The following is a 23,752-nucleotide window of genomic DNA, read 5'->3' on the forward strand; positions in this document are numbered from 1 at the left end:
CCTAGGACGACGATGTCTGCACGGACAGGTGCCCGGCGCCGCCTCGGCTCCATACGTCTCTCCCTGATCCTCCTGGCCCTCGTCCCCGGCGTCACCCTCGCCGCCGTGTGGGGGGTGACGACGATCCAGATGTTCTCGGAGGGCCTGCGGCTGCGCGCGCAGACGGAACTGAGCCGCGACACCGGGGCCATGGGTACCGAGGCGGCGCTCGCGCTGCAGAAGGAGCGCGGTCTCTCGGCCGCCCATCTGGCCGAACCCGGCGGTGACCGGACGGAACTGGACGCCCAGCGGAAGAAGACGGACGAGGCCGTCGCCCAGCTCGTCGGCCAGTCCGCCGCGATCGAGAGCGCGCCCGCCCGCGTCTCGGACCGCCTCTACTCGGTACTCGGCTCGGTGGGCAGCCTGGAGTACTACCGCAACCAGGTGGACGACCCCAGCGACATCACCTCCGACCAGGCGCTCGACCAGTACACCTCGATCATCGACGAGCAGATCCACGCCTTCCAGGAGCTCTCCCAGGTCGACGACGGCGACCTCACCTCGCAGGCCGGACCGCTGGTCGCCCTGGAGCACGCGGCGGAGCTGGTCTCCCAGGAGGACGCCCGGCTCACCCTCGCCTGGCCGTCCGGCCGGATGGACGAGAAGGAGTGGGCGCGGTTCGCGCAGTTGGTCCACACCCGGCGCTGGCTCGTCCAGGACCAGATCGTCCCCTCCCTGCGCGGCAGCGCGAAGGCGCAGACCGAGCGGATCCTCGCGAGCCCCGAGTGGCAGACCCTGGGGGCCGTCGAGGACCAGGTGCTGGCGGCCCGCGCGGCGGACGGCGACGGCCGGATCGACCTGCCGGACGCACGGCAGCGCTGGACCACCGCCCTGGACAAGGTCTCCGACCAGTACGCGGCGCTGATCCGGCAGCAGACGGACGGGCTGCTCGACCGCAGCGCCGACGAGGCACGCGGGCTGCTGATCACGGCCGCCTCGCTCAGCGCGGGTGGTCTGATCGCCCTGGTGCTGTGCGTCGCGATGTCCTGGCGCATCACCCGCTCGCTGTCCCGTCGGCTGCGCGGTCTGCGGCTGGCCACCCTGAGCCTGGCCGAGGAACGGCTGCCCGACGTGGTGGCCCGGCTGGAGCGGGGCGAGAAGGTGGACGTGGAGTCGGCGACCCCGCCGCTGGACTACGGGCGGGACGAACTCGGGCAGGTCGCACAGGCGTTCAACACGGCGCAGCGCACCGCCGTGCACACCGCCGTCGAACTCGCCGACACCCGGCGCGGCTTCCAGAAGGTCATCCTCGGCATCGCCCGGCAGAGCCAGAACCTCGTCAACATGCAGCTCGGCAAGCTGGACGCGCTGGAGCGCGAGCACACCGACCCGGAGATCCTCAAGGGACTGTACGAACTGGACTCCACGGCCAGTCAGTTGCGCCGCTACGAGGAGAACCTCGTCATCATCAGCGGCGAACAGCCCCGGCGCACCTGGCGCGAGCCCGTCGCGCTGGTCGACATCCTGCGCAGTGCCGTCGGCGAGGTCGCCGAGTACCAGCGGGTGGAGCTGCACACCGACGAGGAGGTGGCGCTCGCGCCGCCCGCGGTGGCCGACGTGATCCACCTGCTCGCCGAACTCATCGACAACGCGACCGCCTACTCCCCCGCCCCCCACCCGGTCGGAGTGCGGGCGGCGCTGGTGGCCAAGGGGCTGGCCGTCGAGATCGAGGACCGCGGGCTGGGCCTGTCGGAGGAGGACTACGCCTCGTTCAACGCCCAGCTTGCGGTGCCCCCGCAGTTCGACGTGGTCGCGCTCGCCGACGACCTGCGGCTCGGCATGTTCGTCGTCGCCCGGCTCGCGCACCGGCACGGCATCACCGTCACGCTGCGCTCCTCCCCGTACGGCGGGACCACGGCGATCGTGCTGATCCCGCACGACGTCGTGGTGCGCGAGCCGCTCGACGCGGCCCACGGGCCCGACCGCACGGCGTCTCCGGCCGGCCCCGAAGCCGCTGCGTCCGGCGGGCCCGAGGCGTCCTCCGTGACTGAGACGTCCTCCGTGCCCGGGGCGGCCCCCGCTCCCGCGAAGCGGCCCGTACGACCGGTGCGGCCCGTACCCGCGAGCCGGCCCGGCACCACCGCCCCGGCCGCGTCGTCCGCCCCCTCCGCATCCTCCGCATCCTCCGCATCCGAGGGGAACGGCCTGGCCCCGCTGCCCCGCCGGGTGCCGCAGACCAGCCTGGCCGCCGAGTTGCGCGACGAGGACGCCGTGACCGGCTGGGACGGACCGGAGGGCGCGTCCGACGACGACGGCGACTTCACCGCCGAGCGCGCCGCCTCCTCCCTCGCCGGTTTCCGGAGCGGCACCCTGCGGGCCCAGGCCGATGACGCCGAAGCGGGCGCCACCGACACCGAACCCGACGAGCAGGTACTCTCCTCCGCCGCCCCCTCGACCCCGACCGCAGACCGCCGACCGCCGACGAAGGACTCGCGATGACCCGACCCTCCCCCCCCACGCACACCGAGCTGGACCAACTGCTCACCGGACTCGTGGAGCGGGTCGCCGACGTGAACCAGGCGGTGGTGCTCTCCGAGGACGGACTGGTCGTCAGCAAGTCCACCGGCTTCCTGCGCGACGACGCCGAGCGGCTGGCGGCGACCGCCTCGGGCCTGATGAGCCTCAGCAAGGGCGTCAGCATGGACTTCCGCGGCGGCCCCGTGCGCCAGGCGCTGATCGAGATGGCCAACAGCTACCTGATACTCACCTCCGCGGGCGCCGGCGCCCACCTCGTCGTGCTCACCGGCCCGAACGCCGACGTCGGCGTGGTGGCGTACCAGATGAACATGCTGGTGAAGAAGATCGGCGAGCACCTGAGCGCGGCACCGCGGGCCACCGCCGGCCCCGGCGAGTGACGTGACCGGAGGCGACGCGGGCGGCCGGCTCGTACGGCCGTTCACCCTGACCGGCGGCCGGACCCGGCCCAGCCGCGCCGACTTCACCCTCATCACCACGGTGACCGCGATCGACCCGCAGCCCACGCGGGCCGCGCGGCCGCAGCCCGAGCACCTGCGGATCCTGCGGGTGTGCGCCGAGCCCGTCGCCGTGGCCGAGGTCGCGGCCCGCCTGGACCTGCCGGTGAGCGTGGTCGTCATCCTGCTCTGCGACCTGCTGGAGGCCGACCGGATCACCGCCCGGCCCCCGCACCCGGTCTCCCGAGCCACCCCGGACCTGGACCTGCTGCAGAAAGTGAGGGACGGCCTTGGCCGGCTCTGACCGCGCCGCTGAGGCGCCCACGGCACCCGCACCCCCGGCTGCCGCCCCCGAAGCCGTGAAGATACTGATCGCCGGCGGTTTCGGCGTCGGCAAGACCACCATGGTCGGCTCGGTCAGCGAGATCGCCCCGCTGCGCACCGAGGAACCGCTGACCGCGGCGGGGCTGGACGTCGACGACCTCGCCGGAATCGAGGAGAAGCGGGCCACGACCGTGGCCCTGGACTTCGGGCGGATCGGCATCGGCCGGGAACTGGTGCTGTACCTGTTCGGCACGCCCGGTCAGCAGCGGTTCTGGTTCATGTGGAACGACCTGGCGATCGGTGCCCTCGGCGCCGTGGTCCTGATCGACGTGCGCAGGCCCGAGTCGAGCTTCGCGGCCATCGACTTCTTCGAGCGGCGGGGCATTCCGTTCGTCGTCGGCGTCAACGGCTTCCACGGACGGCATCCGTATCCGGCCGAGGAGATCCGGGAGGCCCTGGCGCTGCCGGAGCACGTGCAGGTGCTGTTGTGCGACGCGCGGGAGCGGGCCTCCTGCCGGGACGTCCTCATCGCCCTGATCGACCAGCTGATCGACGCCGCGGCGTCGTGACCGGCGTACGGCGGGTCAGACCAGACCCGCCGACTCGAGCCACTCCTTGGCCACGTCCAGCGGGTCCTTCTTGTCCAGCTGCACCTGGGCGTCCAGGTCGAGGAGGGTCTCCGTGTCCAGCTTGGCGGAGACCGCGTTGAGCGTGTCGACGCCCTCCTGGGACAGGCCCTCCTTGTGGACCAGCGGGGTGACGTTCGCGTATCCGAAGAGGTTCTCCGGGTCCTTCAGGACGACGAACTTCTCCTTGATGATGGTCGGGTCGGTGGTGAAGATGTCCGCCGCCTGCACGGTGTTCTTCGTCAGCGCCGACTGGGTCAGCGGGCCGCCCGCGTCGAGCGCCTTGAAGGACTTGAACTTCAGCCCGTACACGGACTCCAGGCCCTTCAGCCCCTGCTGCCGGGTCTGGAACTCGGGCGAACCGCCGATCACCAGGTCCGGCGCGATGTCCTTGAGGTCGGCGAGGGTCGACTCGGCGGTGAGGCCATGCTTCTTCGCGGTCTCGGCGTTGACGCTGACCGAGTCCTTGTTCTCGGCCGGCGACGACTCCAGCAGCGTCAGCTTCTTGTCGAGCTGGGCCTTGGCCGCGGTGTTGACCGCCTCGGTGGACTTCTGCTCCGCCTCCGGGTCGAGGTAGGCCAGCAGCGCGCCGTTGTACTCCGGCAGCACCGTGACCGAGCCGTTCTTCATCAGGCCGTACGTCGTCTCCCGGCTGCCGATGTTGTGCTTGTAAGTGACCTTGAGGCCCTTGGCCTTGAGCGCCTCGCCGTAGATGTCGGCGAGGAGGGTGCTCTCGGCGAAGTTGTTCGAGCCGACGACGACGGTGCCGGCCTCCGCCTTCTCCCCTGCGAGGGGGTTGTCGGAGGCGTCGTCGGAGGAGGAACAGCCCGCGAGCAGCGCCGCCGCGGCGGTGAGCGCGACGGCCGCCGCGCCGGTGTGCCTCGTCCTGGACCTGCTGCTCTTCGCGGTAGAAGTCATCCACCGATCCAAACGAGCCACTTGTCGGTCAGTCAAGAACGGCCTGGTTACGGTTTCTTTCACAACGGTGTTCGAGACTGTGTTCGAGATCATGTTCCGGCGTCAGCGCCTGCGCACCCCCGGCGACACGGCCAGCCGTTCCGCCGCCCAGAACACGGCGAGCGTGACGAGCGCCAGGAGCGCCACCAGGGTGGCACCGCCGACCACCTTCTCGTAATTGCGCTGGTAGAGCCCGTCGATGATGTACCGGCCGATCCCGCCGAGACTGACGTACGCCGCGATGGTCGCCGTCGACACGACCTGGATGGCCGCCGAACGCAGTCCGCTGAGGACCAGCGGCAGGGCGACGGGCAGTTCGACCCGGAAGAGGATGCTCGTCTCGTGCATGCCCATGCCGCGCGCGGCGTCCACCGGGGAGGGGTCGACGGAGCGGACCGCCTCGTAGGTGGTCACCAGGATCGGCGGGATCGCGAGTACGACCAGCGGGACCATCACGGGCAGCAGGCCGATGCCGACCACGACGGCGATCAGCACCAGCAGACCGAAGCTGGGCAGCGCGCGGGCGGCGGTGGCGACGAAGGCGACGGCGTTGCCGCCGCGTCCGGTGTGGCCGGTGAGCAGCCCGAGGGGCAGGCCGATCGCGGCGGCGAGACCGAGGGCCATCAGTGTGTACTGGACGTGTTCCAGCAGGCGCTGCGGGATGCCGTCGTAGCCGTGCCAGTGGGCGCTGTCGCTGAAGAAGGCGTTGACGAAGTTGAGGACGTTCACCGGGTGACCGCCTTTTCCGGCGTCTCCGGCGTCTCCGGCGTCTTCGGCGACTCCGCCTTCTCCGGCTCGGACCGCTCCTGCCGCACGGCGGCCTCCTTCGGGCGCTTGCCCTTGCCGCGCGGCATCCAGGGCGTCAACAGGTTCCGGACCAGCACGAGCGCCGCGTCGCACAGGATCGCCAGTACGGCGGTGGTGAGGACGGAGTTCACCGCGAGTTCGGGCCGGCCGTACTTCTGGGCGTCGGCGAGCAGGTTGCCGAGCGCGCCCTGGTTGCCGATGAGGGCGCCTACGCTGACCAGGGAGATGCTCGCCGACACGGCCACCCGGAGCCCGGCGAGGATCGCGGGCACGGCGATCGGCAACTGCACCTGCAGATAGCGCCGTACGGGCCCGAAGCCCATCGCGGTGGACGCGGCCAGGGTCTCCTCGGGCACCGACCGCACGCCGTCGACGATCGCCGGAACGAGCACCACCAGGCTGTACACGGCCAGCGGGATCATCACGGTCAGCTCGGTCTGGCCGGTGTAGTCGATGAGGACGACGAAGACGGCCAGTGACGGGATGGCGTAGAACACGGTGGTCACGCCGAGCACGGGCGGGTACAGCCAGCGGAAGCGCACACAGAGCTGGGCGATGGGCAGCGCGAGCAGCAGCCCGGCCAGCACCGGCAGCAGCGCCTCGCGCAGGTGCAGCCCGATCAGGCCGAAATAGGTGTTGCCGAGGTCGCTCGGAATGTCGAAGAAGCCGTTCACGGACCGACCTTCGTGACACCGGCGGACTCCGCCTGCGGCGCGTCGTCGGCCCGCGCGTCGCCGGTGTCCCCGGCGCCGTGGGCGGTGCGGATCGCCTCGCCGATGGTCTGCTGGGAGACGACGCCGGTCACCCGGCCGTCGGCGTCCACGGCGACGGCCCAGCCGGTGGGCGAGAGTACGGCGCAGTCGAGCGCGGCTCGCAGCGAGTCGGTGCCGGGCACGAACGGCCGCCCGTACGACAGCAGCCCCTCCACCGCGATGTCCCCGGCGGTCAGGTCCCGCGGTTCGGCCCAGCCCAGCGGCCTGCCCTCCGCGTCGGTCACCAGCAGGTAGGAGGCGTCGGGTGCGGCGAGTTGCTCGGCCGTGGCGTCCACGCCCACGACCCGGTCACTCGTCAGCTCCAGGCCGGCCGACGGGAAGAAGGACAGCCGCCGGATGCCGCGGTCGGCGCCGAGGAAGTCCTCGACGAAGTCGTCCGCGGGGTTCGACAGCAGCTCGGCGGGGGGCGCGAACTGGGCGAGCCGGCCGCCGGTGCGCATCACCGCGACCATGGTGCCCAGCTTGATGGCCTCGTCGATGTCGTGCGTGACGAAGACGATGGTCTTGCCCAGCTCCTCCTGGATGCGCAGGAGTTCGTCCTGGAGCCCCTTGCGGACCACGGGGTCGACGGCGGAGAACGGCTCGTCCATGAGCAGCACGGGTGGGTCGGCGGCGAGCGCCCGCGCCACGCCGACGCGCTGCTGCTGGCCGCCGGAGAGCTGGTACGGGTACCGCTTGCCGAGGGAGGCGTCGAGCCCCACCCGCTCCATCAGCTCCGCCGCCCGCTCCCGGGACTTCTGCTTGCCCCAGCCGATCATGCGGGGCACGGTGGCGATGTTGTCGATGATCGTCCGGTGCTGGAAGAGCCCGGCGTTCTGGATGACGTACCCCATCGACCGGCGCAGCGTGGTGACCGGCTGCTGCTGGAGGTCCGCGCCGTCGAGGAGGATGGCGCCCTCGGTGGGCTCGACCATTCGGTTGATCATCCGCAGGGTCGTCGTCTTGCCACAGCCGGACGGTCCGACGAGGACCGTGATCGAGCGATCCGGTATCTCCAGCGACAGCCTGTCGACCGCCACGGTGCCGTCCGGGTACCGCTTGGTGACTGATTCCATCCGTATCAAAACGCCGAATACCCTTCGGGTGGGGCGGAAAGTTCTGGCCAGGTCGCTACGGGTCGTTGCCGGGAGAGTCTAGACGTCCGATGTCGCGGGACCGTGGTGGCCGTGTGTAACCCTGTGCCGTGGAAGGCGCCCCGGCAGCCCTCGCGCGCCACGGCCCACGCGGCGCCCTCGGCGCCCATCGCGAAAGCCGCCGTGGCGACCGTGTCCGACGTCGAAGGCGCCGCCGGTCGTGACCCGGTACTCCTCGCAGAGGTCGGGCACTTCCCGCAACTCGTTTTCAATGGGACGGACTTCACCCCGGCCCAGCCGGGACACCTGGCTGTCGGGCCAGAACGGGCTGAAGCGCGCGTCGACCTCACGCAGCCACGCGAAGACGGCGTCGGTGGCTCCTCGGGCACGTCCGGGTCATCGCCCCGCAGCGAGACCGGGTAGCCCATGACGTGTTCGATGCGCCGCACGTCAGGTACCGGCGCCCCGGGGATTCCGGTGGCCGACCGGGAACGGGACTTCGACCGCTTCTACCGCGTCGACAAGGCCCGCAGCCGCGACCGTGGCGGGCTGGGCCTCGCCGTCGCCGGTTCGCTGGTACGGGCGCACGGCGGCACGATCGAGCTGGGCGGCGAACCGGACGCGACGGTGTTCACCTGATTCCTGCGAGGAGACTCTGGCGTTCACGCCGAGGAGGAATCGCGTCCGGATGTTGGGACGCGGAGCGTCGCCGCGTCCGGTTCCGGGCGGGGAGGGCCCGTACCGATGTCGGCATGACCCCGAGGTAATGCGAACGCGTGTGCCTGAGATCGCTGGTTGGGGTGGTGGTTGCGGGATCGGCGGGTGTTTGTGCGGCTGTCGTACGTATGGTCCTTCGCAGGGTTCGGGGGCGGCAGAGTGTCCTGGCCGGGGCCGTGGAGGGGGCGGAATGGCGCAGGTGGGGGCGGGGGTGGGGGCCGGGCTTGTCCGGTACACGTACCGGTTGCGGATGTCGTCCGCTGCCCGCACCGCGCTGGGGCGGAGTGGGGCCGGTGCCGTTGGGTGTGGAACGAGTGCGTCGCCAAGTCCAGGGCTGTACACCTGCGCAATACGTCCACCGACGAGAAGGCCACGTGCGGCCCGGCCCGGCTCGACAGGATGCTGACCGAGGCCCGTGCCCGTACGCCGTGGTTACGGGAGGGCTCCTCGGTTCCCCAGCAGCAGGTCATCCGCGATTTCGGCCGCTCCCGCGCCAAGGCGCACAAGGACATCACAGAGCGCCTGCCCATGGCGCGCCGGGCCGGGATGCCGAAGTGGAAGGCCAAGCGTGATGCGCTGCCGACCCTGAACTACACGAAGCGCGGGTTCCGGCTGAGGGACGGCCGGCTGCACCTGGCGGGCGGCATCGTCCTGTCGGTCGTGTGGTCGCGGGAGCTGCCGGGTGAGCCGTCCTCGGTGCGCGTGTACCAGGACAGTCTCGGGCACTGGTACTGCTCGTTCGTCGTCCCCGTCCAGATCCAGCCGCTGCCCAGGACCGGCCGGGTCCTCGGTGTCGACTGGGGGGTGAAGGAGACGGCGACCACCACGTCCGACGCGCACGACCTGCCGCATCCCGCGCACGGCGGGAAGGCCCGGATGAAGCTGGCCCGGTACGACCGGATGATGGCCCGCCGCAGGCCGAAGAAGGGTGAGGCCGGTTCGAAGGGCTACCGGACGGCGAAGAGACTGCGGGCGAAGGCACACAAGAAGGTCGCCAGGCAGCGGGCGGACACCGGACGCAAGTGGGCGAAGAAGGTGGTCCGCGACCACGACACGATCGCGGTCGAGGACTTCCGCCCCAAGTTCCTCGCCAAAACCACGATGGCCCGCAAGGCCGCCGACGCCGCCATCGGCGCCACCAAGGCCGCCCTGACCGGGATGGGCCGCAAACACGGGCTGGCGTCGAGGGCGGAAGACCTCCTGGAGCGCTGCTCCAGGAGGCGGCCTGAGCCAGGAATCCCCTCCCCCTCCAGGGAGGGGAGGATTCAACGTGACGCTCCCGGCCGCCGCGCTCTGAACCGCGGGTTCAGCCCTCCGCGGGCGCCAGCCGCAGCGCGATGCTGTTGATGCAGTACCGCTGGTCGGTGGGGGTCGGATACCCCTCGCCCTTGAACACGTGCCCGAGGTGCGAGCCGCACCGGGCGCACCGCACCTCGGTGCGCACCATGCCGTGGGACCGGTCCTCGATCAGCTCGACCGCGTCGGTGTCCTTCGGGTCGAAGAAGGACGGCCAGCCGCAGTGCGACTCGAACTTGGTGGTGGAGGTGAACAGGTCCGCACCGCAGGCGCGGCAGGAGTAGACGCCCTCGGTCTTGGTGTCGGTGTACTCACCGGTGAAGGCGGGCTCGGTGCCGGCCTGGCGCAGGACGGCGTACTCGGCCGGAGCCAGCTCCGCGCGCCACTGCTCGTCCGGCTTCTCGACGTCGTACGACATGAGTCCTCAGCCCCTTACTTACCCGTGCTCGACAGCTGGTCCAGGATGCGCGGTCCGAGGTCGGTGACGTCGCCCGCGCCCATGGTGAGAACGAGATCACCGGCCTTCGCCATTCCCGCGACCACCGCGGGCGCCCCGTCCTTGTCGTGGACCGGCGTGACGTCCGCGCCCGCGGCGCGGGCCGCCTCGATGATCAGCTCGCTGGTGATGCCGGGGATCGGGTCCTCGCGGGCCGGGTAGATGTCGAGGACGACCGACGCGTCCGCCAGCGCGAGGGCCTGGCCCATCTCCTTGCCCAGCTCCTGGGTGCGGGAGAACAGGTGCGGCTGGAAGAGGACCAGGATGCGGGCGTCGCCGACCGCGGCGCGCATGGCCTCCAGGTCCGCCGTCATCTCGGTGGGGTGGTGCGCGTAGGAGTCGACGACCTGGACGCCGGCCGCCTCGCCCTTGAGCTGGAGGCGCCGCTTGACGCCCGTGTAGGCGGCCAGGGCGGGGGCCAGCTCGGCGGCGGGGATGCCGAGGGCCACGCCCGCCGCGAGGGCGGCGACCGCGTTGTGGGCGTAGTGGCGGCCGGGGACGGAGACCGCGAAGGTCAGCTCCGCGCCGTCCATCACCACGGTGACCTCGCTCTTCAGGCCCTGCGGGACGACCGACAGGATCCGCACGTCGGCGTCCTCGGACTCCCCGTACGTCACCGTCCGCACCGACCCGGCCAGCCGCCGCGTCAGCTCCCGGGCGCCGTCCTGGTCGGCGGCGATCACCAGGGTGCCGCCGGGGACGATCCTGCCGGCGAAGGTCTCGAAGGACTCGTAGATCTCGTCCATCGACGCGTAGTTGGCGTGGTGGTCGAGTTCGACGTTGAGGACGATGGCGACCTCGGGGGCGTACTTGTGGAAGCTGCGGTCGCTCTCGTCCGCCTCGGCCACGAAGATCTCGCCGTCGCCGTGCAGCGCGTTGGAGCCGGGCGCGTCCAGGTCGCCGCCGATCGCGTACGACGGGTTCAGGCCCAGCTCGGACAGGGAGACCGCCAGCATGGAGGTGGTGGTGGTCTTGCCGTGCGTGCCGGCGACCGCGATCGGGCGCAGGCCGTTCATCAGCGCGGCGAGGGCGTCGGAGCGGTGCACGACCGGGATGCCGCGTTCGGCGGCGCGGGCCAGCTCGGGGTTGTCCTCGCGGATCGCCGACGACACGACCACGCAGGTGGCGTCGTCGGCGAGGTGCTCCGCCGCGTGCCCGATGTGCACGGTGGCGCCGAGCGCGCGCAGGGCCTCGGCGGTCGCGGACTCCCGGGCGTCACTGCCCGCCACCTCGGCGCCGCGCTGGGCGAGGATCTTGGCGATGCCCGACATTCCGGCGCCGCCGATGCCGATGAAGTGCGGTCGGTCCATGGCGGTAGGAAGGCCGGGTGCCATGCGCTGTTCTCCCCAGAGGTGCGGCGGGTGGTACGAGAGGTGGGTGCTCACGAGCGTGCTGCTTGCGAGCGGTGGTCGTGCTGGTGGGCGCGCCCCCGGCGCGGGAGCGCGGCCCCAGCCTATGCCTTGCTGTGGGAGAACAGTTTCAGGACCGGTACGCCGACCTTGTGCCGGGCCCGCGAAGCCCAGTCCCGGTGGAAGAACTCCTCCACGTAGTGCGGATCGGTCAGGACGATCACCTCGTCGGCGCCGATCTCCAGGACCAGGGACTTGAGCTCGTCGAGCGGGTGGTCCTCGATCAGGCGGCCCTCGGCCTCGGCCCCGGACGCGCGCAGGGCGGTGAGGGACACCTCCAGTGCCCGCTGCCCGACGCTCTGCGCCTCCTGGCCCTCGGGCGTCTCCCCCTCGCGCACGGCGTCGTCCAGCTCGCCGAGCGCGACGTCGTCGATGGCTCTCAGCAGCCTGTCCGCCTGATCGCCGCGCGGCTGGAGCAGCACGTGGAAGGCGACCGCCTCCTCCCCGTGCAAGGTCGTGACGAACTCCACGTCGGCGGACGTCAGGGCCTTCTCGATCATCAAAACGCTTGTGAACACTCAGGCGCCCCTTCTCCTTCGAGGGACCGTCGGGCCCACCCTCCGTAGGCCCTACCGGTCCCTGCGGAAACCATCCTGCCCCGTGATCGCACGGGTACTGCCGGATTCAGTGTGCCCGGCTCGGACTAAGCGGAACGGTAGATTCCACCGATTCCCTCAGTCACGCCGGTACCGGGTGAAGAGGAAGCCCTCCTCCTCGAGCAGGGACGCGAGCGCGAACCGCCGCGGAACCTCGACCGAGGGCCCGCCCGCGATGCGCTGCGCGTCACCCGCGGTGAGCATCGGCGAGACGGTCAGGCACAGCTCGTCGAGCACCCCGGCCGTGACGAACTGCCCCAACAGCCGAGGCCCGCCCTCGGTCAGCAGCCGGGTGTGACCGAGGGCGACGAGCGCGTCGACGGCGCGGGCGGGGTCCACGCCGACGCCGTCACCGGCGATCACCACCCGGGCGCCGGCCTTCTCGGCGGCCGCGATCCGGTCCGGGGTCGCGGCCGCGCCGGTCAGGACCAGGGTCGGCACCAGCGGCGAGGTGAACAGCGGCAGGGAGAAGTCCAGCTCCAGGCTCGCGCTGACCACCGCGATCGCCGGCGCGGGGCTCTGCCCGGCGGCCCGCCGCAGCTCCGCGAACTCCGCACGCGAGCGCGCCGGGCGGTACCCCTCCTGCCGTACGGTCTCGGCGCCGGCGACCACCACGTCCGCCAGGGCGCGCAGGGTGCCGAAAACGCGCATGTCGGCCGCGCTGGAGATGGGCTGGGACCGGCCGTCGTGCTGGGCGGCACCGTCGAGGGTGGAGACCATGTTCGCCCGCAGCCACGCCCCCGGCCGCCCGTCCTGCTCGGGATAGGCGTAGGCGGCGGCCAGCTCGGCGAGGCTCCACTCCCGATCGGTCCCGTCGGAGCCCGGGCCGGCTGTCTGATCGGTCACAGGGGTCACGGGTGTCACGGGGAACAGGCGTCGCATGCCGTGCAGTGTTCCACGCGGCCGAAACCCGAACCGCGCGATCGGCGGCCGCTCAGCCGCACAACCGCAACCGCGGGCAATCGTGCCGCCAGGGGCGGCACGGGTGGGCGCGGCGGCACCCCGCAACGCCGGGCCGCGCACCCCACCCCCGCCCAGCACCCCCACCGGGCCACCGAACGACACACGGGCCGGGCACACCCGACCGCGCACCCCGCCACCTCCCGGACAGGCCCTACCATGGACCCCCGTGTCGTCCTCCTCCCCCGCCCCCGGTTCCACCCCCTCCGGTCGCCCCCCGATAGCCGGGACGGCGCCCGCCGCCGCCCCGCTGTCCCTGTGCGCCCGCGAGCCGCACGTCCCCGCGGACCGCCTGGTCGCCGAGATGGTGCCGCCGCCCCGCTTCGACTCGGTCCGTTTCAGCACCTACATCCCGGACCCGAACCAGCCCAGCCAGAGCGAGGCCGTACGCGTCCTGGAGGACTTCGCGACCGGACTGGACGGGGCTCCCGCCGCCACCGGCAGGCGCGGCCTCTTCGGTCTCGGCCTCGGCAGGAGCAAGACCCCGAAGCCCCCCGCCGGCCCCCGCGGCGTCTACCTCGACGGCGGCTACGGCGTCGGCAAGACCCACCTGCTGGCCTCCCTGTGGCACGCCACCCCCGCCGAGCCCTCCCGCAAGGCGTTCGGCACCTTCGTGGAGCTGACCAACCTCGTCGGCGCCCTCGGCTTCCAGCAGACCGTGCGGACGCTCTCCGGGCACCGTCTCCTGTGCATCGACGAGTTCGAGCTCGACGACCCCGGCGACACCGTCCTCGTCTCCAGCCTGCTCGCCCGGCTCGTCGAGGCGGGCGTGGCGCTCGCCGCCACCTCCAACACGCTGCCGGGCAAGCTCGGCGAGGGCCGCTTCGCGGCGGCCGACTTCCTGCGCGAGATCCAGGGCCTGTCCGCCCACTTCCGCGCCCTGCGCATCGACGGCGAGGACTACCGCCACCGCGGCCTGCCCGAGGCACCGGCGCCGTACTCCGACGAGCAGGTGACCCGCGCGGCGCAGACCGCCGAGGGCGCCTCCCTGGACGACTTCCCCGCGCTCCTCGACCACCTCGCACGCGTCCACCCCAGCCGCTACGGCGCGCTGACCGACGGCCTCTCGGCCGTGTGCCTCACCGGGGTGCGCCCGGTGCCGGACCAGTCGACGGCGCTGCGCCTCGTGGTGCTCGCGGACCGGCTCTACGACCGGGAGGTGCCCGTCCTGGCCTCCGGGCTGCCCTTCGACCGGCTCTTCAGCGAGGAGATGCTGAAGGGCGGGTACCGCAAGAAGTACTTCCGGGCGATCTCCCGGCTCACCGCACTGGCCCGGGACGCGGCACGGCTCGTCGACGCGCCCTGAGAACGGCCGGAACGGCCTGTTCCCGCCAACTCACCCGCGAATTTCAGGCTCTCTTCAGCTCGTAACGCTACGTTAACCCTGCAAAGCTCTTTGCAGGGTTAACGTGTTTCTTGACCGCGCATTGACCATGCGTTGGTGTTGCATTGACCTTGCACTGACCGCGTGTCGGCACATGCCAGTGGCGTGAACTGCCTGGAGGGGGGCGTATGTTGCGAGGCACGACGGCCCGGACCGTGGTTCCGCTCCTCGCCGCCGTCCTGATCGCCCTGGCGGCCTTCGCACCCAGCGCACCCTTCGCATCCGCGCATACGAGCCGTGATGCCGTGGCCAATGCCCATCCCGGAACCACCCTCGCCGGCATGGCACCGCACGACGAGATCGTCACCTGCCACGACGCGGGCCGCTCCGGGAACCCGAACGGTTCCCCGCGCGTCCGCGACCGGCACCGCACCACCGCGGCGCCGCAGCCCGACGCTCCGGAACGCCCGATCATGCGGGAGCGCGGCTCGGCCGTGGCCGAACCCGCCCTGTCCGGCCGCACGACCGGACACCGGCCGAGACCGGCACCGGACCACTCCCCGGCGGCACTTCAGGTCTTCCGCTGCTGAGGGACCGGAACATCCCCACCTCTGTCCTGCCCATCCGACGCGCCCCCACAGCGCGCCAGGAGGAATCACCGCATCATGCAGCCCCTCATCGACAACGCCCGCACGTACGGACAGCGCTCTGAGGAGTTCGCCGGGCACGCCCAAGGCCAGTCGCCCGAAGTCCTGTTCATCACCTGCTCCGACTCCCGCGTCGTACCGGCCCTGATCACGGGCGCCGGGCCCGGCCGGCTCTTCGAGCTGCGCACCGCGGGCAACATCGTCCCGGCCTACGGCGCCGAGCGCCCCTCCGGCGAGGCGGCCACCATCGAGTACGCCGTGGAAGTGCTCGGCGTCACCGACATCGTGGTCTGCGGCCACTCGCACTGCGGCGCCGTCGGCGCGCTGGTACGCGGCGACGACCTGAGCGCGGTACCCGCCGTGCGCGACTGGCTGGCGCACGCCGCGGACGAGCCGAAGCCCTGCGACCCCGCCGACCCCACGGTCGCCGAGGCCGTGCAGCACCACGTCCTGGCGCAGTTGCTGCGACTGCGCTCCTACCCCTGTGTCGAACGGCGGCTGACGGACGGCCGGCTGCGGATGCACGGCTGGTACTACGAGGTCCACACCGGGGTCGTGCGCGAACACCACGCGGACACCGACACGTTCGAGACCCTGTGAGCGCCGGCATGAACGCCATATCCGAGAACCCGCGATCCGAGAACTCCCGGAAGTTCCCCCATCTGCGGCAGGATTTCACCGCCTCGCTGGTCGTGTTCCTGGTCGCCCTCCCGCTGTGCGTGGGCGTCGCCGTCGCCTCCGGTGTCCCGGCCGAACTCGGCCTGGTCACCGGCATCGTGGGCGGTATCGTCACCGGCCTCCTGCCGGGCAGCAGCCTTCAGGTGTCCGGTCCGGCCGCCGGCCTGACGGTGCTGGTCTTCGGCGCGGTCACCGAGTACGGGCTGCCCGCGCTCGGCGTGATCGTGCTGGCCGCCGGTCTCATCCAGCTCGCGATGGGCGCCCTGAAGCTGGGGGGCTGGTTCCGGGCGATCTCCCTGTCGGTCGTCGAGGGCATGCTGGCCGGCATCGGCCTCGTGCTCATCGCCGGCCAGCTGTACTCGGCGGCCGGTCTCGAGGCGCCCGCCTCCGGCATCGACAAGATCACCGGGCTGCCCGGTGCCGCCGCCGACGCGCTGGGCAGCACCGAGGCGCTCACCTCGCTCGCCCTCGGCGCCGGCACCGTCGCGGTGCTGGTGCTGTGGAGGCGGCTGCCGAAGCGGGTGCAGGCCGTGCCGGGCGCTCTGGCCGCGGTCGGCCTGGCCACGGCGGTCACGGCGGTCTTCGGACTGTCGGTGGCGACCGTGGAGGTGAACGGCCTGCTGGACGTGATCCAGCCGCCCGGCGCCGACGCCTTCGGCGAGCTGGCGAGCGTGGGCATCCTCGGCACGATCGTCGCCTTCACCCTGATCGCCTCGGCGGAGAGCCTGTTCAGCGCCGCCGCGGTGGACCGGCTGCACAACGGCCCGCGCACCGAGTACAACAAGGAGCTGATGGCGCAGGGCGCGGGCAACACGGTGTGCGGTCTGCTCGGCGCACTGCCGATGACCGCGGTCATCGTGCGCAGCTCCGCCAACGTGAGCGCGGGCGCGCGGACCAAGGCGTCCCGGGTCATGCACGGGGTGTGGCTGCTGCTGTTCGCCGCGCTGCTGCCGTCCGTGCTGGCCCTGATCCCGCTGCCCGCGCTGGCGGGCATCCTGGTCCACGCGGGCTGGAAGCTGATCCCGTTCCGCGGCATCGTGCCGCTGTGGCGGGGGCACCGGGGCGAGGCGCTGATCCTGGTGGTCACGGCCGTGTCGATCGTCGCGGTCAACATGTTCGAGGGCGTGCTGATCGGTCTGGCGCTGTCCGTGGTCAAGACCGCCTGGGAGGCTTCCCACCTCAAGCTGGAGGTCGTCGACAAGGGCGCCGGTCCCGTCCAGGCGCACCTGTCGGGCAACGCGACCTTCCTGCGGCTGCCGAAGATCCTGGAGAGCCTGGAGGCGCTGCCGCAGGACCGCCCGGTCGAGCTGGACCTGTCCGGGCTGCACCACCTGGACCACGCCTGCCGCACCGCGCTGGAGAACTGGGCCGAGCGGCACAGCGCCACCGGCACGGACCCGGTGAAGGTCACCGAACCGGCGACGGCGGCGGTGTAGTCCCATCGATGCACGGGAGGCCCGGTCCGGGGCATGGCCTCGGACCGGGCTTCCGGCATATCGTGACAGGAGTAGGCGAAACGGGCCCTCTGGGCGAGGAGGTCGCCATGCTCCAGGAGCTGCTGACCGCGGCTGCCGCCGCCGGAAGCGCCGGGGTGCTGTACATCGCGTCGGCGGCGCGGATCGTCAAGCAGTACGAGCGCGGGGTCGTCCTCCGGCTCGGCCGGCTCGCCGGTGAGGTGCGGCAACCCGGCTTCACCATGATCGTCCCGGTGGTGGACCGGCTGCACAAGGTCAACATGCAGATCGTGACGATGCCGGTGCCCGCCCAGGAGGGCATCACCCGGGACAACGTGACCGTCCGCGTGGACGCGGTCGTCTACTTCAAGGTGGTCGACGCCGCCTACGCGCTCATCCGCGTCGAGGACTACAAGTTCGCCGTGTCCCAGATGGCCCAGACATCGCTGCGGTCCATCATCGGCAAGAGCGACCTGGACGACCTGCTGTCCAACCGGGAGAAGCTGAACCAGGGCCTGGAGCTGATGATCGACAGCCCGGCCATCGGCTGGGGCGTGCAGATCGACCGCGTCGAGATCAAGGACGTGTCGCTGCCCGAGACCATGAAGCGCTCGATGGCCCGGCAGGCCGAGGCCGACCGCGAGCGGCGGGCCAGGGTCATCAACGCCGACGCCGAGCGCCAGGCGTCCAAGGTGCTCGCCGAGGCGGCGCGGGAGATGTCGGAGACGCCGGCCGCGCTGCAACTGCGGCTGCTGCAGACGGTGGTGGCGGTGGCCGCGGAGAAGAACTCGACACTGGTGCTGCCCTTCCCGGTGGAGCTGCTGCGGTTCCTGGAGAACCCGCAGCGGGCGCCGCTGGGCCAGACCCCGGAACGGCCGGCCGGCATGTGACGCGTGTAGCGCGCGTGGTTCCCGGGAAACGTGCCAGGTGATAGACACAGCGGGTCGCAATCCTGTCCGCCAGCAGGAAGGTCACCCCATGTCCGCAACCCGACGCCAGGTACTCACCCGCACGGGAGCCCTGGGCGCAGGCATCGCCTTCACCGGAGCCCTCTCCGAGCTCTTCGCCGGCACCGCCGCCGCGCAGTCCCTGGGCCACACCGGCTACGGCCCGCTGATCCCCGACCCCGACGGCCTGCTCGACCTGCCCAGAGGATTCCGCTACCGGGTCCTGTCCCGCGAGGGCGACGAGCTGCGCTCCGGCGAGGGCCCGGTCCCGTCCAACCACGACGGCATGGCGGCCTTCGCCGCGCGTTCCCGGGACCGTCACGGCCGCCACGGCGGCGTCCACCTCGTGCGCAACCACGAGAACCGCGCCAACGGCAAGGTCCCCGTCCCCACGGTGAAGGGTCTGACGTACGACCCGGAGGGCAAGGGCGGCTGTACGGCCCTGACCCTGGACTCCCGGGGCCACGTCCGCGACGAGCGGGTCGCGATCGCCGGCACGGCGGTGAACTGCGCGGGCGGCCCCACCCCGTGGCACACGTGGCTGACCTGCGAGGAGACCGAGGACAAGGCCGGCACCAACGGCTACACCAAGGACCACGGCTTCATCTTCGAGGTCGACCCCGCCGATCCGCACCGCACCGGAGCGGTGCCGCTGACCGCGATGGGCCGCTTCCAGCACGAGGCGATCGCCGTGGATCCGCGGCGGGGCGTCGTGTACGAGACGGAGGACGCGTTCGAGCGGCCGTTCGGTCTCTTCTACCGGTTCCTGCCCGAGAAACCGCTGGGCGGCACGGGCTCGCTGCGGGCCGGCGGCCGGCTCCAGGCGATGCGTGTGCCGGGCGTGCCCGACCTGTCCTCGATCCAGGAGACGGGCGCCTGCTTCGACGGCATCGAGTGGGTCGACGTACCCGACCCGCTGGCCGTCGAGACCCCCATCCGGCACCAGGACTTCGGCCGGGGCGGCATCACGCACGCGCAGAAGCTGGAGGGCTGCTACTGGGGCGGGCGCAGCGTCTACTTCGTGTCGTCCTTCGCCCACAGCGACGAGGGCTCGGCGGGCGACCACTACGGCCAGATCTGGCGCTACGACCCCGAGCGGCGCCGGCTGACCCTGGTGATCGTCTTCGGCCCGGACACCGACGTGCAGCTCCCCGGCGAGTCCCCCGACAACATCTGCCTGGCCCCCAGCGGCGGCCTCATGGTCTGCGAGGACGGCAACGGCGCCCAGCACGTCTACGGCGTGACCAGGCGCGGCGAGGTGTACGCGATGGCCCGCGGCGCCCAGAACATCGGGACGCCGGAGGAACCGGAGTGGGGTGAGTTCGCCGGGGTCACCTTCTCCCCCGATGGCGACACGATGTACGTCAACTGCTACGCGCCCGGGACGACGTTCGCGGTGACGGGCCCCTGGCGCAGGTAGGCACGGGCGACCAGAGAGAGGCGCACCGCCCGGTCACTGAAGCCGCGGCTACGGGGTACTCGGGGCCGCATGACGGAGAACCCGCAGGTCAACGGCTCGTACTGGCTTCAGACGGCACCGGGCGGTGCGCCGCGCCCCGCCCTCGCGGAGGACCTCGACGTCGACGTCGCCGTGATCGGCGCCGGCGTCGCCGGTCTCAGCACCGCCTGGGAACTGGCGCGGGCCGGGCGCAGTGTGGCGGTACTGGAGGCCGGGCGGGTCGCCGCCGGCGTCACCGGCCACACCAGCGCCAAGCTGACCGCCCAGCACACGCTGATCTACGACAAGCTGCGCCGCACCCGCGGCCCCGAGGGCGCCCGCCTGTACGCCCGCTCGCAGTCCGAGGCGATCGAGCACGCCGCCGGGATCGTGGCCGAGCTGGGCATCGACTGCGACTGGGAGACCCGCAGCGCCTACACGTACGTCTGCGACGCGGGCCGCGTGGACGAGCTGCGGGCCGAGGCGGCCGCCGCGAAGGAGGCGGGGCTGCCGGCGTCGTTCGTGACGGAGACGGCGCTGCCGTTCCCGGTCGCGGGCGCGGTCGAGGTCACGGGGCAGGCGCAGTTCCATCCGCGCAAGTACCTGCTGGCCCTCGCCGAGGACCTGGAGGCGCACGGCGGGCGGATCTTCGAGAACACCACCGTCCACGGCCTGGACGAGGGCGAGCCGTGCCGCGTGTCGACCGGGGCGGGAGCGACGGTCACCGCCCGGGACGTGGTGGTCGCCACCCACTACCCGATCTTCGACCGGGCCCTGCTCTTCGCCCGCCTCTCCCCGCGCCGGGAGCTGGTCGTCGCCGGGAGCATCGAGGCGGACCGCGACGTCGACGGCATGTACATCACGCCGGACGAGAACACGCGCTCGGTCCGTACGGCGCCCCTGGACGACGCGGGCCGCCGGCTGCTGGTCGTCACCGGGGAGCACTTCACGCCCGGCACCGGCGACACCCGGGAGCGCTTCGACCGCCTGTCCGCCTGGGCCGGCGAGCACTTCCCCGGCGTCGACCTCACCCACGCCTGGGCGACGCAGGACATCGACCCGACCGACACCGTGCCGATGGTGGGCCCCCTGCACCCGGGCGCGCACCACACGTACGTCGCCACCGGCTTCGGCGGCTGGGGGCTGAGCGGCGGCATGATGGCGGGCCGGCTGCTCACCGCGCAGATCAGCGGCGAGGAGTGCGCGTGGAGCGAGCTGTACGATCCGCGCCGGCTGCGCACGGCGGTGCGTGAGGCGCCGGCGTTCCTCAAGACGCAGGCCGAGGTCGCCCGCCACTTCGTCGGCGACCGGCTCAAGCCTTCCCCGCCGGTGGACGCCCTGCCGCCGGGCGAGGGTGCCGTCGTCCGGGCGGGCGGCGACCGGCTGGCCGTCTACCGGGACGAGGCCGGCGCGCTGCACGCCGTCTCGCCGCGCTGCACCCACCTCGGCTGTCTGGTCAACTTCAACGCGGCGGAACGCGCCTGGGAGTGCCCCTGCCACGGCTCCCGCTTCGGCACGGACGGCAAGGTGATCGAGGGCCCGGCGACGAAGCCGCTGGAGCAGCGGGACATCTGACCGCCGCCGAGGCGTCCTGACCCGAGAGGGTGACCCCTCGGGCACGTCACTCCCCATAGTCGTACATACGGAACAACACACTCATACGTTCGTACGGTGATCACTCTCGTACGACGCGCAACCGCCCTGTGTGTCCTGGGCGCCGCCCTCGCCGCCTGCGGGACCGCCGAGGCCCCGCAGGCCCCCCGCCCGGCGCCGACCGCGTCCTCCGCCGCACCGTCGAAGCCGGCCCCGTCCCGGCCCCCGACGCTCGCCCCCGGCCCCGCGGGCCTGACCCCCGTCTTCGAGCACGGGCCGCGCGCGGACGGCAAGACGGTCGCCCTCACCTTCGACGCCGACATGACCGCCGACCAGGGGCCGCGTGCGGCGGCGGGCGAACGGTTCGACAATCCGCGGCTGATCGCGACCCTGCGGGAGCTGAAGGTGCCCGCCACGGTGTTCATGACCGGCCGGTGGGCCGAGGAGTACCCGGACGAGGCCCGGTCCATCGGCCGGGACCCGCGGTTCGAGATCGCGAACCACTCCTACAGCCACTACGCCTACACCGACGACTGCTACGGCCTGCCGATGGTGTCCAAGGAGCGGATGCGCTCGGACGTGGAGCGGGCGTACGCGGCGTTCCGCGAGGCCGGGGTGCGGAACGCGATGCCGTACTTCCGTTTCCCCGGCGGCTGTTACGACAAGGCGGCCCTCGGGGAACTGACCGCCACCGGCGTCACCGCCGTCCAGTGGGACGTGGTGAGCGGCGACGCGTTCGCGACGGACGCCGACGCGGTGGCCCGGCAGGTGCTGGACGGGGTGCGGCCGGGGTCGGTCGTCGTCATGCACTGCACCCGCAGCGCCGCCCCGGTGACCGAACAGGCGGTGCGGCAGGTCGTGCCCGAGCTGCGCCGCCAGGGCTACCGTTTCGTGAAGGTCTCGGAGCTGATCGGCGCCGCGAACGGCCGCGCCTGACGGGGCCTACCCTGGAGAGATGAGCAGCGACGAGGACACCGGTCTTGACGACTACTGTCTGATCGACGCGACCCGGCCGCCCAAGGCCGACGGCCCGCCGTACGCCGAGTGCGTGCTGTGCCGGGAGCCGACGGAGTACCCCGAGTCGTACAAGGGCATCACCTTCTGCCCGGTCTGCGAGTGGCAGGAGGCCCAGCGCACGGCCTGCTCAGGCTGATCTGCGCGAGCTGAGCGCACAGGCCGCGGCGGTCGCCGCCGTCGTGACCAGGGCCGCCACGGCCAGCGGGAACAGGGGCAGCGGCACGGCCCCCGACCGCGAGCCGGTGACCAGACCGTCGACCGCCGCCCGGGCCGGGGACCCGGTCGCCACCAGCGCCAGGAGGGCCGCGAGCAGCAGTGCCGGGACCGCGCGGCCGGGCGAGCGCAGCAGCGGCCAGGCGGTCAGCGCGCCGACGGCGGTGCCGAGCAGGGCGCACACCAGCGCGGCGAGCAGTCCGGCGCCGCCCGCCGCGAGCGGGGGGACGCGCGTGCCGTGGTCCGTGCTCACCGGGTCGCTGATCAGCGTCACGACGACGGTGGCCGCCGCACCAAGTACGACCGCGGCGCCGAACGCCACCAGCAGACAGGCCAGGTGGGCACGCGCGGGTCCGCGCGCCGCCGACACGCATCCCCGGGCGGCGGGCGGCTCGCCGGTGACGCAGATCCGCACCAGCCAGGCCGCGACCGGCAGCAGCACGGCCGCCGCCCAGCCCAGCGAGTCGAGCACCGGCTGCCCGCCCTGTACGCCGATGCCCAGCGCGGCGGCGTACAGGACGACGGGCGGCAGCCAGCGCTGGGAGCGCAGCAGCAGGGCGGCCTGGTAGCGGAGCAGGGCGGTCATCGCGGGCCCTCCTGGGCGTGCACGCTCACCACGTGCCACGGCGGCCGGGCGGTCAGCAGCGTGCGCAGCAGCACGTCGGAGTGGGAGGCGGGGACGGTGAGGTCGTAGCGACCGGGACCGCTCTCCTCGGCGGAGGCGGCGATCCGCACCACATCGGCGGGCAGGCCGGCGCCGGCCGGCCCCCGCACCCGCACCGCGACGCGCGGTCCGGCCGGGGCCCCGGCGGGTTCGGTACGGCGGTGCAGGGTGCCGTCGCGCACGGTGTACACGGCGTCGGGCGCGCCGGCCAGGCGGCGCGGGTCGTGGTCGACGAAGACGACGGCACCGCCGGAAGCCGTGCGCTCGGCGACCGCCCGTTCCAACTCGGCCCGGGCGTCGGTGTCCAGCCCGGTCCAGGCCTCGTCGAGCACGAGCAGCTCGGGCTCGGCGAGCAGGGCCTGCGCCACGGCCACCTTCTGGCTGCTCCCCTTGGACAGCCGGGCCAGCGGCGTGGAGGCGTACCCGGCGGCCCCCAAGCGCTCCAGCCACTGCCCGGCCGCACGCGCCGCCGCCCGGCGGGAGAGCCCGTGCACGGTGCCGAGGTGGGTGAGATAGGCGGCGGCGGTGAAGGGCAGCGCGGGCGGGAAGCGTTCGGGGACGTAGGCCGTGCGCGGGCGGCCGGTGACCCGGCCCTCGGTGGGGGCGTCGATCCCGGCGAGCAGGCGCAGCACGGTCGACTTGCCGGTGCCGTTGGTGCCCTCGACACGGACGAGGGTGCCGGGCGGCACGCTCAGGTCGACGCCGCGCAGTACCCAGGGCCCGCGCAGACCGTACCGACGGCCGACGCCGTCCAGCCGTAGCTCGCGTTGCATGGGGGCATCCTCTCGTGCG

General features: G+C 72.4%; 23 protein-coding genes and 3 pseudogenes. 15 read left to right on the forward strand and 11 right to left on the reverse strand.

Annotated features, from left to right (window positions below):
• Positions 1 to 12: 12 nt before the first annotated feature.
• The 4 genes from RI578_RS08380 to RI578_RS08395 are packed head-to-tail and all read left to right on the forward strand — an operon-like array spanning position 13 to position 3,844.
• Positions 13 to 2,478, forward strand: coding sequence for a nitrate- and nitrite sensing domain-containing protein (locus RI578_RS08380; RefSeq protein ID WP_310870512.1), 2,466 nt, complete (start codon positions 13 to 15; stop codon positions 2,476 to 2,478).
• The gene (locus tag RI578_RS08385) at positions 2,475 to 2,894 is read left to right on the forward strand and encodes a roadblock/LC7 domain-containing protein (protein WP_310870513.1); all 420 of its coding nucleotides are present in this window, start codon (positions 2,475 to 2,477) and stop codon (positions 2,892 to 2,894) included. Before RI578_RS08380 ends, RI578_RS08385 begins: the two co-directional genes overlap by 4 nt.
• 1 nt (position 2,895) lies before the next feature.
• On the forward strand, positions 2,896 to 3,255 hold the full coding sequence (locus RI578_RS08390) for a DUF742 domain-containing protein (protein WP_210964544.1): 360 nt from the start codon (positions 2,896 to 2,898) through the stop codon (positions 3,253 to 3,255).
• Entirely contained in the window at positions 3,242 to 3,844 is a 603-nt protein-coding gene (locus tag RI578_RS08395; RefSeq protein ID WP_310870514.1) for an ATP/GTP-binding protein, read from the forward strand. Before RI578_RS08390 ends, RI578_RS08395 begins: the two co-directional genes overlap by 14 nt.
• A 15-nt stretch (positions 3,845 to 3,859) precedes the next feature.
• On the opposite strand, the gene RI578_RS08400 is transcribed toward RI578_RS08395, so the two are convergent.
• From RI578_RS08400 to RI578_RS08420, 5 genes and pseudogenes are all read right to left on the reverse strand, one after another.
• On the reverse strand, positions 3,860 to 4,819 hold the full coding sequence (locus RI578_RS08400) for an ABC transporter substrate-binding protein (protein WP_310870515.1): 960 nt from the start codon (positions 4,817 to 4,819) through the stop codon (positions 3,860 to 3,862).
• Positions 4,820 to 4,921: 102 nt separating this feature from the next.
• Entirely contained in the window at positions 4,922 to 5,587 is a 666-nt protein-coding gene (locus tag RI578_RS08405; protein ID WP_310870516.1) for an ABC transporter permease, read from the reverse strand.
• Positions 5,584 to 6,339 (reverse strand): ABC transporter permease subunit, encoded by a 756-nt coding sequence (locus tag RI578_RS08410; protein ID WP_310870517.1) that lies wholly within the window; start codon positions 6,337 to 6,339, stop codon positions 5,584 to 5,586. The genes RI578_RS08405 and RI578_RS08410 overlap by 4 nt, the downstream gene beginning before the upstream one ends.
• Positions 6,336 to 7,502: an ABC transporter ATP-binding protein gene (locus RI578_RS08415; protein WP_310870518.1), complete on the reverse strand. Its 1,167-nt coding sequence runs from the start codon at positions 7,500 to 7,502 to the stop codon at positions 6,336 to 6,338. The genes RI578_RS08410 and RI578_RS08415 overlap by 4 nt, the downstream gene beginning before the upstream one ends.
• A gap of 207 nt (positions 7,503 to 7,709) precedes the next feature.
• Positions 7,710 to 7,960 (reverse strand): annotated as a pseudogene (locus RI578_RS08420) (FAD:protein FMN transferase); the annotation flags it as partial.
• A 16-nt stretch (positions 7,961 to 7,976) separates the two neighbouring features.
• Between RI578_RS08420 and RI578_RS08425 the strand changes: the two are divergent.
• Both RI578_RS08425 and RI578_RS08430 read left to right on the forward strand, forming a co-directional pair.
• Positions 7,977 to 8,150 (forward strand): annotated as a pseudogene (locus tag RI578_RS08425) (ATP-binding protein); the annotation flags it as partial.
• A gap of 268 nt (positions 8,151 to 8,418) precedes the next feature.
• Positions 8,419 to 9,404, forward strand: a pseudogene (locus RI578_RS08430) (RNA-guided endonuclease InsQ/TnpB family protein); the annotation flags it as partial.
• Positions 9,405 to 9,534: 130 nt separating this feature from the next.
• Here the strand turns inward: RI578_RS08430 and msrB are convergent.
• The 4 genes from msrB to RI578_RS08450 form a co-directional block, all read right to left on the reverse strand.
• Positions 9,535 to 9,942 (reverse strand): peptide-methionine (R)-S-oxide reductase MsrB, encoded by a 408-nt coding sequence (gene msrB / locus RI578_RS08435; RefSeq protein WP_310870519.1) that lies wholly within the window; start codon positions 9,940 to 9,942, stop codon positions 9,535 to 9,537.
• Between the two features lie 14 nt (positions 9,943 to 9,956).
• On the reverse strand, positions 9,957 to 11,354 hold the full coding sequence (gene murC, locus RI578_RS08440; RefSeq protein WP_310870520.1) for a UDP-N-acetylmuramate--L-alanine ligase: 1,398 nt from the start codon (positions 11,352 to 11,354) through the stop codon (positions 9,957 to 9,959).
• 119 nt (positions 11,355 to 11,473) lie between these two features.
• Positions 11,474 to 11,947 carry an indole-3-glycerol phosphate synthase gene (locus tag RI578_RS08445; protein ID WP_310870521.1) on the reverse strand — a complete coding sequence of 158 codons (474 nt, stop codon included), beginning with the start codon at positions 11,945 to 11,947 and terminating at the stop codon, positions 11,474 to 11,476.
• A gap of 156 nt (positions 11,948 to 12,103) precedes the next feature.
• Entirely contained in the window at positions 12,104 to 12,907 is an 804-nt protein-coding gene (locus RI578_RS08450) for a pyrimidine reductase family protein (protein ID WP_310870522.1), read from the reverse strand.
• 247 nt (positions 12,908 to 13,154) lie between these two features.
• Here RI578_RS08450 and zapE point away from each other — a divergent pair, with 247 nt between their 5' ends.
• The 9 genes from zapE (at position 13,155) to RI578_RS08495 (ending at position 22,219) form a co-directional block, all read left to right on the forward strand.
• Entirely contained in the window at positions 13,155 to 14,291 is a 1,137-nt protein-coding gene (gene zapE / locus RI578_RS08455) for a cell division protein ZapE (protein WP_310870523.1), read from the forward strand.
• Positions 14,292 to 14,497: 206 nt separating this feature from the next.
• Positions 14,498 to 14,899 (forward strand): hypothetical protein, encoded by a 402-nt coding sequence (locus RI578_RS08460; protein WP_310870524.1) that lies wholly within the window; start codon positions 14,498 to 14,500, stop codon positions 14,897 to 14,899.
• A gap of 75 nt (positions 14,900 to 14,974) precedes the next feature.
• Entirely contained in the window at positions 14,975 to 15,556 is a 582-nt protein-coding gene (locus RI578_RS08465) for a carbonic anhydrase (protein ID WP_310870525.1), read from the forward strand.
• An 8-nt stretch (positions 15,557 to 15,564) separates the two neighbouring features.
• On the forward strand, positions 15,565 to 17,070 hold the full coding sequence (locus RI578_RS08470) for a SulP family inorganic anion transporter (RefSeq protein ID WP_310870526.1): 1,506 nt from the start codon (positions 15,565 to 15,567) through the stop codon (positions 17,068 to 17,070).
• A 107-nt stretch (positions 17,071 to 17,177) separates the two neighbouring features.
• On the forward strand, positions 17,178 to 17,978 hold the full coding sequence (locus tag RI578_RS08475; RefSeq protein ID WP_310870527.1) for a slipin family protein: 801 nt from the start codon (positions 17,178 to 17,180) through the stop codon (positions 17,976 to 17,978).
• Positions 17,979 to 18,066: 88 nt separating this feature from the next.
• Positions 18,067 to 19,455 (forward strand): PhoX family protein, encoded by a 1,389-nt coding sequence (locus RI578_RS08480; protein WP_310870528.1) that lies wholly within the window; start codon positions 18,067 to 18,069, stop codon positions 19,453 to 19,455.
• Between the two features lie 69 nt (positions 19,456 to 19,524).
• Positions 19,525 to 21,048: an FAD-dependent oxidoreductase gene (locus RI578_RS08485; RefSeq protein WP_310870529.1), complete on the forward strand. Its 1,524-nt coding sequence runs from the start codon at positions 19,525 to 19,527 to the stop codon at positions 21,046 to 21,048.
• A gap of 96 nt (positions 21,049 to 21,144) precedes the next feature.
• A complete protein-coding gene (locus RI578_RS08490) occupies positions 21,145 to 22,002 on the forward strand; it encodes a polysaccharide deacetylase family protein (RefSeq protein ID WP_310870530.1) in 858 nt (285 codons plus the stop codon).
• A gap of 19 nt (positions 22,003 to 22,021) precedes the next feature.
• Positions 22,022 to 22,219: a hypothetical protein gene (locus RI578_RS08495; protein WP_310870531.1), complete on the forward strand. Its 198-nt coding sequence runs from the start codon at positions 22,022 to 22,024 to the stop codon at positions 22,217 to 22,219.
• Here RI578_RS08495 and RI578_RS08500 read toward each other — a convergent pair.
• Together RI578_RS08500 and RI578_RS08505 are read right to left on the reverse strand one after the other, a co-directional pair.
• The gene (locus tag RI578_RS08500) at positions 22,211 to 22,882 is read right to left on the reverse strand and encodes an ABC transporter (protein ID WP_310870532.1); all 672 of its coding nucleotides are present in this window, start codon (positions 22,880 to 22,882) and stop codon (positions 22,211 to 22,213) included. The genes RI578_RS08495 and RI578_RS08500 overlap by 9 nt on opposite strands.
• Positions 22,879 to 23,733: an ATP-binding cassette domain-containing protein gene (locus RI578_RS08505; protein ID WP_310870533.1), complete on the reverse strand. Its 855-nt coding sequence runs from the start codon at positions 23,731 to 23,733 to the stop codon at positions 22,879 to 22,881. The genes RI578_RS08500 and RI578_RS08505 overlap by 4 nt, the downstream gene beginning before the upstream one ends.
• Positions 23,734 to 23,752: the final 19 nt, after the last annotated feature.

Source organism: Streptomyces sp. BB1-1-1, from assembly GCF_031597775.1.
In the GTDB taxonomy this organism is placed as follows: Bacteria; Actinomycetota; Actinomycetes; order Streptomycetales; family Streptomycetaceae; genus Streptomyces; species Streptomyces thinghirensis.